Raw genomic sequence first — 12,373 nt, 5'->3', positions numbered from 1 at the left:
CCGAACCTCTGCATGACTGCCTTCTACCTCAAACTACTCATGACACCCACCCTCATGCTGGCCATCTCGCTGGCGGGCAAACGTTGGGGTACGCAAATTGGCGGGCTGCTCTCGGGGCTGCCTGTCACCTCAGCGCTGGTGATGCTGTTTCTCAGCCTTGAACAGGGCGAGGTGTTCGCGTCGCAGGCCGTACCTGGTGCATTGGCGGGGGTGGCCGCCGTGCAAGCGACCTGTTTGTTCTACTACTGGGTGACCCAGCGCGTCAGTGCGTTTGTCGGCTGCATCGTAGCGCTGCTGTTCTTCGCTGTGGCCGCCTTGGCGACCAGCCACCTGGGCTGGGTGGCGCTGTCTGTCGTTGCCACGCTGTTACTGGTCGTCGCCATCGTCGTCGTCACCTCGCAACCGGCCCAAGCCCGTTCAGCGCGTTACGTGCCGATGCCGCGCTGGGTTATCCCGATGCGCATGATGACCGCCACCATGTTGCTGTTGGTGATCACGGCCAGTGCAACGATGCTCGGGCCGGTGGTCAGTGGGATGCTGGCGCCGGTCCCGGTAATCGCCTGGCCGCTTGCAGTATTTGCCCACGTCCAGGGCGGGCGCCACGAGTTGGGTGCGATCGTGCGTGGCAATGCCATTGGCGCGGTGGGCGTGGTGGGCTTCTACCTGGCCCTGCAAAGTACGTTGTTGCAATGGGGCGCAGTCCTGTCGATTTCGCTTGCGGTGTTGCTGGCCGTGGTTGTGACGTTCGTCTTGGCGAAGCTCTTGCAGTCACGCTAGCGCGCGCTGCAAGGCTCCTGTGCATCAAGCGCTCAGGGGGTGCCGTTCCTGCCATGCAGGCAAAACGCCCGGCGCTTGCTCAAGCGTTCGTAATACGCCCTGACGGCTGGCAAATGAGGATGCTCGAAAGGCGTCTCGAACCACCGGTTGACCGAAAGGCCGATGGGGATGTCAGCCAGGGTGAACATGTCGCCAGCCACATACGCACCGGTTGCGGCGAGCTGCCGATCAAGAATCTGCATGTAGCGAGACCATTCGGCACGGCCGGCGGCCAGCGCCTGCGGGTCCTGATGGGCGGGTGAATGCCTGACCAGCGACATGAAGGTATAGCTCCAGGACCTGTTGAGGTCCGAAGCCTGCCAGTCGATCCATTGATCGATACCTGCCCGGGCTTTTGCCTCGGTCGGGTACACCGAGGCGTGGCCATAGCGCGTCGCCAGGTAACGGATGATGGAGTTGGATTCCCACAGGGTGAAGTCGCCATCCTGGATGACCGGGATCATGGCGTTGGGGTTAAGTGCCAAGAATTCGGGGGTGTCGGTGGCGGTGAAGCCTGCGCCCCAGTCCTCCCGTTCGAAGGGGATATCAAACTCGGCACAGGCCCAGAGGACTTTACGCACGTTGATCGAAGACGCTCTGCCCAATATCCGTAACATGGTATTCGTCCTTGCTTGTGGAAGGCTGATCGTCCTTCACGGCATGACCTCGGTCAAGGATTAACCGTGGACGGTGGGCAGGGTTTTTCGTTCGTTAAAAATAATGCTGCAAGGCTGTCCCTTTTTTTCAGGCCGCCTGTCATTAGCGGTAGTAGAGAATAAAGGGAGCCTGTTTCAATGCCTGTCGTATTGCCTTGCCGCCCGCGTGCGGCGTCACTTCGTTCGCGTCCGTTGATGTACCTGGGTTTTGCCATCAGCCTGAGTGCCAACCTGTTGTCTTCGTCAGCCTGGGCCGACGACCTCGCGCGGCGTACCTACACCGTGCCCGCCGGCACCTTGGGCGCCGCACTGACCCGTTTCGCCCACCTCGCCGGGGTCAGCCTTTCACTCGACCCGGCGCTGGTCACTGGCCGGCAAAGCAGGGGGTTGTCAGGCAGTTACAGCGTTGACGAGGGCTTCATGCAGCTGCTTCAAGGCAGCGGCCTGCAGCTGCAACCAGTGGGTAACGGGGCGTTTACCCTGGTGCCTGTGGCGCAAGCGTCGGATGCGCTGGAGATCGCCCCGACCAGCATTGTCGGTGGCCATGTGGGTGGCAGCGACGCGCCACCTTATGCCGGTGGCCAGGTCGCCCGCCAAGGGTCGCAAGGCCTGCTTGGCTCGCGCGACTTCATGGACACCCCGTTCAGCATGACCACCTACACCAGCGACCTGGTGAAGAACCAGCAGGCACGTACCCTGGGTGACCTGATCGCCAGCGACCCCTCGGTGCGTGCGACCAACCCGGCCGGTGGGCGCTTCGAGCAGTTCACGATCCGCGGGTTCAGCTTGTTCAACAGCGATGTATCCTACAATGGCCTGTTCGGCATCTTGCCGACCTACTCGATCGACATGGAGATGGCCGACCGGGTCGACATCATCAAGGGGCCGAGCCAGTTGCTCAATGGTATTTCGCCGCGCGGCAGCGTGGGCGGCGGTATCAATGTGGTGCCAAAGCGGGCAGGCGATACGCCCATTACTGAGTTCACCGGCAGTTTTGCCTCGGGCAGCCAGGCCGGCGGTGCGGTGGATGTCGGCCGCCGCTTTGGCGAGGGTGGGCAGTTTGGTATCCGCTTCAACGGCGTCAAGCAGGCCGGCGACACCGAGTGGGATCACCAGCGTGTCGAGCGGGACATGGCGGTGCTGAGCCTGGATTTTCGCGGCGAGCGGCTGCGCCTATCGACCGACATCGGCCACACCGAGCGTGATACCGATGCCCCCCAGGAGCGTGTGCTGATTGGTGCCAATGCCAAGGTGCCGAGCGCCAATGATGTACACCACAACTACGCACAGGCCTGGAGCAAGGCGCGCACTAATGACACCTTCGGTGCCGTCAATGCCGAGTACGACATCAGCGACTCGCTGATGGCTTATGGCGCAGTAGGCGCGCGCAAGAGCAACCATGACTTCTTGCGCCACAACGTTTCGATCATCAACGATGCCGGGGACTTTACTGTTCAGCCGCGCGATTTCACCCGCGATGAAAGCGTGCGTACCGCCACGGCCGGTGTGCGCAACTGGTTCCATACCGGGCCGGTCAGCCACGAAGTGAACCTGGCCGCCACGTACTTCTACATGGACTTCACCAACGGCGGCGCGCGCTATGCCTCGGCGCCCAGCAACCTCTACAACCCGGTGGCCACGCCGACACCCGGCACCCCGACCCGGCTCGACCCCAAGGTCTATACCGAGAACCGGTTCAGCGGCGTCGCCCTGGCCGATACCCTTGGCTTTTTCGATGACCGCCTGCTGCTGACCTTGGGCGCCCGCTGGCAGCGGGTGCAGGTCGATGACTGGAGCGACGGCGTCAAAGGTGACACGGCCTACGACGAAGAAAAGGTGTCGCCATCGGCGGGCGTTCTGCTGAAGGTCAGCGAGCAGCTGTCGCTGTACGCCAACTACATGGAAGGCTTGAGCCAAGGCAAGATCGCGCCGTCGACGTCGGTCAACGAAGACCAGATCTTCCCGCCCTTCACCAGCCGGCAGGTGGAAGTCGGGGCGAAGTATGACCTGGGTAAGGTCGGCTTCACCGCCAGCGTGTTTCGCATACGTCAGCCCGCCTACGAAACCAATGCCACCACGCGAGTGTTCGGGCCCAATGGCAAGCGCGACAACCGAGGTGTGGAGCTCAGTGTGTTTGGCGAGCCGCTGGAGGGCGTCCGTCTGCTGGGCGGGGTGATGTACATCGACAGCGAACTGACCGATACCGTCGGCGGCGCCTTCGACGGCAACCGCGCACCGGCAACGCCCGAGTACAACGTCAATGTGGGGGCCGAATGGGATGTGCCGAGGGTAAACGGGCTGACCTTGACCGCACGGGGCATTCACTCGAGTTCGCAGTACTTGGACCAGAACAACAGCAAGCAGATCGACGGCTGGGAGCGTTTCGACCTGGGCGCCCGCTATACCTTCAAGGTTGACGCTACCCAGGTCACGCTGCGGGCCAGTGTCGAGAACGTGCTGGACGACCGCTACTGGGCGTCAGCAGGGGCTTCGGACGACAGTGAGCCAGGGCTGACGCTGTCTACCCCTAGGACCTACCTGCTGTCGGCGACGCTGGGCTTCTGAGCCCAGGGTCAGAACTTCAACCTGTCGATGCTGAGGGTGGCTATGCTCTGCTATCAGGGTACCGGTGTGGTCGCTTTCGGCTCCCAGGGCGTTGAACGCTTGCCTGGGTGCCACGAAATTGGCACCCTTGGGCGCCTTGAACCGTCAGTATCACGACAGAAGGAAGTTTGCGTTGAGCTGGGACAAAGTCGGCAAAGTCCTCGTAGCCCTGCTGATTGGCCTGATGGTCATGGTAGTGGCCTATGTGGTGATCAAAGGCAGCCCTCGCCTGGAGGCCTCCCTGACCTACGCCTACCTCACTTACCCGAGCCAGTTCAGCGAACGCATCACCAAGGCCAGCGAGCAGCTTAAGTACGAGCAGTTGCAGGGCCGTATCAACACCATCAGCGAAGGGCAGTTGCACCAGGACCAGGTCGACAGGTTGATCGAACTGGCCCAGGCGCCTTACGCCCAGTTGTTCGCCAAACCGTTCGAGGCGGGGCTGGTGGACCATCGCACCGGTCTGCTCATCGACCTGCGCAACACCGGGAATGCGCCGGTTCGCCTGGTGAAGATTCGCCTGCCGGCCAAGGGCCTGGTGCAGGTGCGCGATGCGGCTGGCAACGACACCATTATCGAAGCCGCCACGCCCCTGGTCGAAATACCCTCCATCGAACCGGGTGGGGCGTGCAAGGTGTGGGTGTACTTCGATGCCGACTACTCGCAGATCCGCCAGGGCGGCGTCAGCATCCGTCATGCCGACGGCGTGGCCGATGTGCAGGTGTACCGCGAGTTCACCGGCTTCCCCGCGCAAGTGGCGCGCTACAGCCGCGAATTGATGGTGTTATTGGGGATATTGGGGTTCAGCGTGCTGGGGTTGGCGTACGCCTGCCTGTCACGCCGACGCGTGCCGGTGTTGCCGTCCTGAACCTGTCAATGGGTCACTGTAGGAGCAGCCTTGTGCTGCGAAGAGGCCCGTAGCACCAGCGAAGATTCCCGGTGTTGTCGCGGGCCTCTTCGCAGCACAAGGCTGCTCCTACAGTGAGTTAAGTGGGTCGGTCACGTCCGCAGTGAGCCACACTGCGTCCCAGTGGGGATAGTCACCTATGTGTTCAACCAAACCCGCACGCAATGGGTTGGCAACAATGTATCTGGCTATCTTGCGCACGTCATCGTCCTTGCGTAAGGCACGGTCGTGATAACCACGTTGCCAGACTTGGCCACGACTTACCCCGGCTTTGCACAATGCAGTGCCAGAACGCGACTTGAACTGCCGCATCAGGCTGCACAGCGTATTGGTGTGAAGTTCTATCAGCCAATGTAAGTGATCAGGCATCACCACCCAGGCAAGTGACTGGCAGGCGTCTTCTCGTTCCGAATGGCGCATTTGCCCAATAACCAAACGCGCAGCAAGCAGGCTTGCAAACAGCGGCTTGCGCTGGTGAGTGACGGTGGTGAGCAGGTATAGCCTGCCGGGTTCCGAGAACCGTCCCCGCCGTAGTAGCTTTGCTTCGGCCCACTCCATGGTGTGTTCCTCGTTTAACGATCCTTGTCGTTAAAACAATAGGAGACGCAGCAATCCAGCACTCGACAGATCGTTACCGAATATCACAACCCCATACTGAACAGGGGTGGTGTAGGAGCAGCCTTGTGCTGCGAAGAGGCCCGTAGCACCAGCGAAGATTTCCCGGTGTTGTCGCGGACCTCTTCGCAGCGCAAGGCTGCTCCTACACGCTCGTGCTTAGCTGCATTCTTCGTGCAGCGCCAAGCTCTGGCGCTGCTGCTCCAGCAGGGCGGCGCGCAGTGATGCGGGAGCTAGGACACGAATCGACCCTGCCTGGGACAGTAACCAGCCCATCAGTGCACGGCTGTCGTCGACGGTAGCGGCCAGCGAGGCGCCGCCGCCTTGCTGAGGTGCCAGCTGCATGTCTGTGGACAATGGCTGCTGTTCAAGGCGCAGCGCGAGCGCGTCGTCGACCCAGGCGCGTAGCCCGATCGGGCGAACCGGTGCGAGGGCATCCGGTTGCAGTTGCTGCGCCTCGTCCAGGCTCAGCCCAGGTTGCCAGTACCAGCCATAAGGCATGCCTTTACTGTTGCAGTGCAGCGGAAACAACGCCGACAGTTCCACCAGGTCGCGCTCCACGGTGCGCTTGCTGGTGGTGTGGCCCACCTTCGCCAGCGCTGCCTGCAACTGCGTAGAACTCATGCCTGGGTGGCGCCCCGGCAGCAGCTTGAGCAGCTGCCATTGGCGGGCGATGGTGTGGCGGGTAGGGTGGCTGGGCAAAGGAGGCTCGTCCGTGAATGCCAGGCACTGGGTGCGCCCGGATGGTGGCATTTGGCTATCCTGCAAGCATACCCTGCCCGGGGATGGGATCCAAACTTTTACGGGGCCATAGCTTGCAGCGCCTGGATAAACGTCTCTTCCGCCCGGCTCAGCCGTTGCTCCCTGTTCCACAGCAGGTGAATATCCACATCCGCAATCCCCTCCTGCGGTGGCAGCTTCCATAACAACCCCGCCACCACATCCGCCGCCACCACGTGTTCCGGCAGGCAGCCGATGCCAAAGCCCGCGATCACCAGCCGGCGTACCTCTTCAAGGCTGGGCGAGGACGCCACGATCCGCCCGGAGAACCCTTGCTGGTCCCGGAAGATGGTCAGCGGCGAGAGCATCCCGCCGATCTGGTCGCTGGTGAAACTGACGAAGTTCTCACGCTGCAGGTCGCCCTCCAGCTGGCCGAACAAGGCATGGTGCTTACCGCAGAAAAACGCATAGCGCTGGCGCAGGAACAGCCGCTGCTCCAAACGCGGTTGCGGCCGTCGATTGAGGCTCAAGCCCGCCGTGGCAGTCTTCTCCTGCAAGGCGGCGACAATGTCGGAGCTGCGCATCACCTCGATTTCCAGCTCTACCCGTGGGTGCTGGCGGTGAAAATGGGCAAGAAAATCGTCGAACTGCTCGCTTTCGATGCGGCTGATCATCAGCAAGCGCACCTTGCCCACCAGTTCGTCCGCCGGTTGCTCCAGCAGGCCGCCGATCTGCGACATTTGCCCATACACCTCGCCGGCCAGCACAAACAGCTGCTCGCCCATTTCAGTCAGCACAAAGCGTGGCCCACGGCGGGCGATGAGTTGCCGGCCGAGCTGATCTTCGAGGCGTTTGAGCGCTTGGCTCACCGCCGGTTGGGTGAGGTGCAGGCGTGCGGCCGCGCGGCTGATGGACAGCTCCTGGCCGATGACCCGGAAGGTGCGCAGCAGGTTCCAGTCGAGGCGGTCGTTGAGCAGGCGGTCGGACATGGTCAGGCTCGATAATAAGCAGGGCTAATAGTGCAAATAATAAATAGAAAATTGACTAATCATAGCCCTGGGACGATAAATCGCCTGCCTTGAATGCTTCAGCGCCTATGAGATCGAGCGCCGCCCGCGCGGCGCATCGCGAGCAACGCTCGCTCCTACGTTTGTCTCGGGCCAGTGAGGCCTGTGGCATTTGCGCGCGAACGCCTTGTGGGTCCGACGCAATATCGCGCCATGCACCGAGACGGTCGCGCGCGTTTGCCCCAGGAATAATTGGCGTGAAACAAACGTAGGAGCGAGCGTTGCTCGCGATGCGCCGCGCGGGCGGCGCTCGATTTCGCAGGCGCTGAAGATGTCAAGGCGAACACCCCGCCACACCACCGTCCCTACACCCCGCCCCGCCGCACATGCTTCACCAGCACCTTCTCCAACAACTCCCACATCGCCGGGTCCGTACTGAACGCCACATTGAAGCGCATCCACCCGGTCGGCTTGGCATCGACCATGAACAGCTGCCCCGGCCCAAGCATGATGCCTTTCTCCAGCGCATCATCCAGCAGCTCCGCGCTGTCGGGGATGGCGGGGTGGCGGGTCCAGATGTACATGCCTTCATCCGATTCGGTGAACAACTCGAAGCCCAGCCGGTGCAGGTGCCGGCCCACTTCCTGGTGCGCCTCGGCCAGGCGCTGGCGCAGGCGCTTGAGATGCTTGCGCCAGCGGCCGTCGATGATCGCGGCATACACCACGCGTTCCATCACCTGCGAGGTGGTGAGGCCTGAGCGCATTTTCAGGTGCACCAGTTTCTGCATCAGCTCCGGGTTGGCCATCATGTAGCCAACCCGTACGTTGGGCGAGATGCTCTTCGAATAGCTGCCGACGTACACCACCTGCTGCAGGTGGTCGAGGCTGGCCAGGCACGGTTGCGGTTCGGCGACCATGTCGGCGTACAGGTTGTTCTCGACCAGGCGGAAGCCATGCTGGCTGGCCAGTTGCAACAGCCGATGCAACTGCGGCAGCGGGGTGCGCGAGCAGGTCGGGCTGTGCAGGTGCGGCTGGGTGAAGAACGCGGTCGGGCGGTGATGCGCCAGCAACTGCTCCAGCTGGTTCAGGTCGTAACCGGCAGGGGTGCGGGGTACGCCGACCAACGTCGCGCCCTGGGTGCGCAGGATGCTCATCAGGTTGGGGTAGCCGGGGTCGTCGACCAGCACCACGTCACCTGGGCGCACCAGGGTGCGCGCGGCCAGGTCCAGGGCCTGGCTGGCGCCATGGGTGAGCATCAGCTGCGCCGGGTTGGCGACGATCGACAGCTCCTGCTGCAGGTTTTGTGCGGTCAGCGTGCGCAGTTCGGCCAGGCCCATGGGGTCGCCGTAGCCGGACAGCTCCAGCGGGCTGCCAGCGACCTGGCGCAGGCCGCGGCGCAGGCCTTCCTCGTACATCCAGTCATTGGGCAGCCAGCCGCAGCCGGGCTTGAAGGGCAGCTGGCGGATCTCGAAGATCTGCTGCAGGTACCACTCGGAGTTGAACGTTGGTCGACTGGTGTCGGCCTCGACATTGTGTTTGTCCAGCAACTCGCCGGCCGCGCGGTTGATGAAAAACCCGGCATTGCCGCGGCTGACCAGCAGGCCCTGGGCGACCAGGCGGTCGTAGGCCTCGACCACGGTGAAGGTACTCACCGAGTAGGTCGCGGCAAAGGCGCGGATAGACGGGACCTTGGCCCCAGGCTTGAGCGTCTGGTTGTCGATCAGCTCGCGCAAGCCGTCGATGATCTGGTTGACCAACGGAGTGGGGGCGTCTGGGTGTAATTCGAACATTCGAGGGCCTTTCAGGGTGCGTAGCGTCAGGTGCCTGCAGGGTGTACTGCATTGGCAACCTGTACAGTGCAGTGCGAGATTCATGCCACTGTGCATGGCTCTCTGCGTCGGACATTTTTACATTAGGTGTCGGATATCGCCACATAAAGCATGTTCAGTTCGCTCGAAGGGCAAACCTTCGGGCGCGTCAGCAGGCCGCCATGGATGGCCTGCGTGTGTTTGCTCACACCATCCTGCCCGCATTAGCACTGATGTACAGGTGAGGCCGCTAGCCATCGGGGTCTCACAGTTTTCCTTGGATAAAAAGAAGCACGGGGTACACAACTGATGGACGCAACATCCACAACCACCACCGCGAAAGGCGGGCACGAGAGCAAGCTCAGTGCCTCCCTCAAGTCGCGCCACCTGACGATGATGTCGATCGCCGGGGTTATCGGCGGCGCCTTGTTCGTCGGTTCCGGCAGCGTGATTCACAGCGCCGGCCCGGCCGCTGTCCTGGCCTACTTGGCAGGGGGCATCCTGGTGGTGCTGATCATGCGCATGCTCGGCGAAATGGCGACGTCCTCGCCTGACACCGGCTCGTTCTCCACCTACGCCGACCGTGCCATTGGCCGTTGGGCAGGTTTCACCATCGGCTGGCTGTACTGGTGGTACTGGGTCATCCTCATGGCGTGGGAAGCCTATGTGGCGGGCAAGATCCTGCATGGCTTCTTCCCTGACGTCAGTGTCAACGTGTTCGTGCTGGCCACGACCCTGCTGCTGATCACCGTCAACTTCTTCAACGTCAAGCATTACGGCGAGTTCGAGTTCTGGTTTGCCTTGATCAAGGTGATCGCCATCGTCTGCTTCCTGGTGGTGTGCACCGCAGCGGTGATGAACGTCTGGCAGTTCGGTGAAGTGCGTGGCATCAGCCACCTGACCGCAGAAGGCTTCATGCCCAACGGCATCACCACGGTGATTGGTGCGTTGCTCGGGGTGATGTTCGCCTTCCTCGGCGCAGAGATCGTCACCATCGCCGCGTCCGAAGCCAAAGACCCGGCCGCGCAGATCGTCAAGGCCACCAACTCGGTGGTGTGGCGTGTGTGCTTGTTCTACGTTGGCTCGATCTTCCTGATCGTCTGCCTGGTACCGTGGAACGACCCGCACCTGGGCGTCTCGGGCTATGGCGCCTACCGCCGTACCCTGGAGCTGCTGGGCGTGCCGTATGCCGAGTTGCTGATGAACTTCGTGGTCCTGACCTCGGTGAGCAGCTGCCTGATCTCCGGTCACTACACTGCTTCGCGCATGCTGTTCTCGCTGTCCCAGCGTGGCGACGCGCCGTCGTTCTTCAAGATCACCCGCGCCGGCACCGGCGTACCGGTGTACGCAATCATGGGCTCGTGCGCCGTGGCGGTGGTGTGTGCGCTGATCAACTTCAGCGAAACCCTGCGCCCGAAAGACGTGCTGGACACCCTGATGAACACCACCGGCATGATCGCGCTGCTGGTGTACCTGGTGATCGCCTTCTCGCAACTGCGCATGCGCCGCAAGCTGATTGCCGAAGGCAAGGAAGTGCGCCTGAAGATGTGGCTGTTCCCGTGGCTGACCTACCTGGTAATCGCGTTTATCGTGGCTGCCCTGGTGACCATGGCGTTCATGCCTGACTACCAGATCCTGGTGATCTCCACCGGTATTGCTGCCGCAGTCGTGGTAGCCATGGGTGTGGTGCATCAGGTCCGTAGCGCCAAACGCCACTAAGCTTCAGTTGTGGTTCGAAACGGCCGGCTCCCTTGGGGACCCGGCCGTTTCGCGTTGTTGGGCCGGGTGTTTGTCCGGCGGCATGTGGAAACGCTGGTTCATCCACGGCGAGCCGAGGAGGGCGGCAGCGGCGATCAGGGCCAGTATGGCGAGGGCCAGGAATGTTTTCATGGGCAGGCGCATATAAGGACTGACTTCAAGGATAGACGCTCGGTTCCGGCCCGCGAATAGACCCTAAGTGCCACTACTTGGCTTATGCTGGGCACATTGCCCGCCCAAAGGAGCCGCACATGGCCTGGTCCGCCACCCAGTATTCCCTGTTCGAAAACGAGCGCACCCGCGCCGTACGCGACCTGCTGACCGCCGTGCCACCGCGACCGGTCCGCCATGCCACCGACCTGGGCTGCGGCCCGGGCAACTCGACCGAGGTGCTGCTGCAGCGCTACCCCGATGCCCAGGTGACGGCGTTGGACAGCGACCCGGACATGGTCGAAAAGGCCCGGGAGCGCAAAAGACTGTGTGTACCACGCGTGCGCTGCGCCATTGCCGACATCGCCCAGTGGGCGGCGCCAGAGCCGCAAGACCTGATCCTAGCCAATGCCTCGCTGCAATGGGTGCCGGACCACGCTTCGCTGTATCCGCACCTGCTCAGCCAGCTGAGCGAGGGCGGCAGCCTGGCGGTGCAAACCCCTGACAACCTTGACGAGCCAGCGCACCGGCAACTGCGCGAAATCGCCAGCAAAGGCCCCTGGGCCGCTAAATTCGCCGATTTCCAGCTACCGCCCAGGCACAACGCCGCGTTCTATTACGACCTGCTCAGCCCGCGGAGTGCGCGGGTGGATGTATGGCGTACTACGTACCATCATGCGTTGGAGGGTGGCGCCGAAGCGGTGGTTGAGTGGTTCAAGGGCTCGGCTTTGCGGCCTTACCTGGCCAGGCTGGACGAACAAGAGCAAGCCGCCTTCCTGCAGATGTACCTGCAGGCGATGCAACACGACTACCCACCGGCCACCGATGGTAAGGTGCTGTTGCCGTTCCCGCGCTTGTTCGTGATCGCTACGCGGTAGGGCGGCGCCGGCGCCCGAGCACGTAGCCGTAGATGGCCAGGTTGGCCAGTAGGACGATGGCGCCCAGCAGCCATTGGATCTGCGGCGTCAGCCCGGCCGGATAGATCAGCGGCCAGATGTAATGTTCGACGAAACCGCCGTGGTAGCCCGCGTCGCCAGCGGCGAAGCGCATGCGGTTTTCCCAGTCGGTCAGCGGGCATTCCAGGTGCAACCCTTCTACCGCCAAGCCCCAGGCCAGGGCGGGCAGGTGGACGAGCAGGGCGGGGCGCCACTTGAGTACCATCAGCCCACCGAACAGCACCCACAAGATGAAGGCCAGGTGCAACAGCACCAGCGCGTCGGCGGCAAATCGAAAGAGCATGGGGCGTGATCCTCGCGACCTTCGTGATCCTCGCGATCCTTGTAGGAGCAGCCTTGTGCTGCGAAGAGGCCGGTACAGGCACCATACATCAAT

12 protein-coding genes are annotated in these 12,373 nt (G+C 62.5%); 5 read left to right on the top strand and 7 right to left on the bottom strand.

From position 1 onward, the window contains the following. Positions 1 to 12 precede the first annotated feature (12 nt). Positions 13 to 777 carry a hypothetical protein gene (locus tag HU764_RS16305; RefSeq protein WP_186703332.1) on the top strand — a complete coding sequence of 255 codons (765 nt, stop codon included), beginning with the start codon at positions 13 to 15 and terminating at the stop codon, positions 775 to 777. Between the two features lie 32 nt (positions 778 to 809). On the opposite strand, the gene HU764_RS16300 is transcribed toward HU764_RS16305, so the two are convergent. Further along, positions 810 to 1,433 (bottom strand): glutathione S-transferase family protein, encoded by a 624-nt coding sequence (locus HU764_RS16300; protein ID WP_186703331.1) that lies wholly within the window; start codon positions 1,431 to 1,433, stop codon positions 810 to 812. Between the two features lie 177 nt (positions 1,434 to 1,610). Between HU764_RS16300 and HU764_RS16295 the strand changes: the two genes are divergently transcribed. Both HU764_RS16295 and HU764_RS16290 read left to right on the top strand, forming a co-directional pair. Next, complete coding sequence (locus HU764_RS16295; protein WP_186703330.1) at positions 1,611 to 4,037, top strand: TonB-dependent receptor; 2,427 nt, start codon at positions 1,611 to 1,613, stop codon at positions 4,035 to 4,037. Between the two features lie 172 nt (positions 4,038 to 4,209). Continuing rightward, positions 4,210 to 4,944: a hypothetical protein gene (locus HU764_RS16290; RefSeq protein WP_186678721.1), complete on the top strand. Its 735-nt coding sequence runs from the start codon at positions 4,210 to 4,212 to the stop codon at positions 4,942 to 4,944. A 108-nt stretch (positions 4,945 to 5,052) separates the two neighbouring features. Here the strand turns inward: HU764_RS16290 and HU764_RS16285 are convergent, their stop codons facing one another. The 4 genes from HU764_RS16285 to HU764_RS16270 form a co-directional block, all read right to left on the bottom strand. Further along, positions 5,053 to 5,541 carry an REP-associated tyrosine transposase gene (locus HU764_RS16285; protein WP_186678719.1) on the bottom strand — a complete coding sequence of 163 codons (489 nt, stop codon included), beginning with the start codon at positions 5,539 to 5,541 and terminating at the stop codon, positions 5,053 to 5,055. Positions 5,542 to 5,757: 216 nt separating this feature from the next. Beyond that, on the bottom strand, positions 5,758 to 6,300 hold the full coding sequence (locus tag HU764_RS16280) for a WCX domain-containing protein (protein ID WP_186679029.1): 543 nt from the start codon (positions 6,298 to 6,300) through the stop codon (positions 5,758 to 5,760). 98 nt (positions 6,301 to 6,398) lie between these two features. After that, positions 6,399 to 7,307 (bottom strand): LysR family transcriptional regulator, encoded by a 909-nt coding sequence (locus HU764_RS16275; RefSeq protein ID WP_186678716.1) that lies wholly within the window; start codon positions 7,305 to 7,307, stop codon positions 6,399 to 6,401. Between the two features lie 383 nt (positions 7,308 to 7,690). Further along, positions 7,691 to 9,115, bottom strand: a complete 1,425-nt coding sequence (locus HU764_RS16270) for an aminotransferase-like domain-containing protein (RefSeq protein WP_027593793.1) — start codon at positions 9,113 to 9,115, stop codon at positions 7,691 to 7,693. Between the two features lie 327 nt (positions 9,116 to 9,442). On the opposite strand from HU764_RS16270, the gene HU764_RS16265 reads away from it, so the two are divergent. After that, entirely contained in the window at positions 9,443 to 10,852 is a 1,410-nt protein-coding gene (locus HU764_RS16265; protein WP_186678713.1) for an amino acid permease, read from the top strand. Positions 10,853 to 10,855: 3 nt separating this feature from the next. On the opposite strand, the gene HU764_RS16260 is transcribed toward HU764_RS16265, so the two are convergent. Next, on the bottom strand, positions 10,856 to 11,035 hold the full coding sequence (locus tag HU764_RS16260; RefSeq protein WP_099429838.1) for a hypothetical protein: 180 nt from the start codon (positions 11,033 to 11,035) through the stop codon (positions 10,856 to 10,858). Positions 11,036 to 11,142: 107 nt separating this feature from the next. On the opposite strand from HU764_RS16260, the gene tam reads away from it, so the two are divergent. Continuing rightward, positions 11,143 to 11,919 (top strand): trans-aconitate 2-methyltransferase, encoded by a 777-nt coding sequence (gene tam / locus HU764_RS16255; protein ID WP_186678710.1) that lies wholly within the window; start codon positions 11,143 to 11,145, stop codon positions 11,917 to 11,919. On the opposite strand, the gene HU764_RS16250 is transcribed toward tam, so the two are convergent. Beyond that, on the bottom strand, positions 11,909 to 12,280 hold the full coding sequence (locus HU764_RS16250) for a DUF2784 domain-containing protein (protein WP_186678708.1): 372 nt from the start codon (positions 12,278 to 12,280) through the stop codon (positions 11,909 to 11,911). The two genes, tam and HU764_RS16250, sit on opposite strands and share 11 nt — an antisense overlap. Positions 12,281 to 12,373 lie beyond the last annotated feature (93 nt).

The organism is Pseudomonas kermanshahensis (assembly GCF_014269205.2).
GTDB classification, from domain to species: domain Bacteria; phylum Pseudomonadota; class Gammaproteobacteria; order Pseudomonadales; family Pseudomonadaceae; genus Aquipseudomonas; species Aquipseudomonas kermanshahensis.
Note: the sequence above shows the minus strand (reverse complement) of the source record. Positions and strands in the feature narration are given on the sequence as shown.

Bases quoted from the DNA above. Each gene is read 5' to 3' on its own strand.
- HU764_RS16305 (WP_186703332.1), top strand. From the start codon at position 13: ATGACTGCCTTCTACCTCAAACTACTCATGACACCCACCCTCATGCTG.
- HU764_RS16300 (WP_186703331.1), bottom strand. From the start codon at position 1,433: ATGTTACGGATATTGGGCAGAGCGTCTTCGATCAACGTGCGTAAAGTC.
- HU764_RS16295 (WP_186703330.1), top strand. From the start codon at position 1,611: ATGCCTGTCGTATTGCCTTGCCGCCCGCGTGCGGCGTCACTTCGTTCG.
- HU764_RS16285 (WP_186678719.1), bottom strand. From the start codon at position 5,541: ATGGAGTGGGCCGAAGCAAAGCTACTACGGCGGGGACGGTTCTCGGAA.
- HU764_RS16275 (WP_186678716.1), bottom strand. From the start codon at position 7,307: ATGTCCGACCGCCTGCTCAACGACCGCCTCGACTGGAACCTGCTGCGC.
- HU764_RS16270 (WP_027593793.1), bottom strand. From the start codon at position 9,115: ATGTTCGAATTACACCCAGACGCCCCCACTCCGTTGGTCAACCAGATC.
- HU764_RS16265 (WP_186678713.1), top strand. From the start codon at position 9,443: ATGGACGCAACATCCACAACCACCACCGCGAAAGGCGGGCACGAGAGC.
- HU764_RS16260 (WP_099429838.1), bottom strand. From the start codon at position 11,035: ATGCGCCTGCCCATGAAAACATTCCTGGCCCTCGCCATACTGGCCCTG.
- tam (WP_186678710.1), top strand. From the start codon at position 11,143: ATGGCCTGGTCCGCCACCCAGTATTCCCTGTTCGAAAACGAGCGCACC.
- HU764_RS16250 (WP_186678708.1), bottom strand. From the start codon at position 12,280: ATGCTCTTTCGATTTGCCGCCGACGCGCTGGTGCTGTTGCACCTGGCC.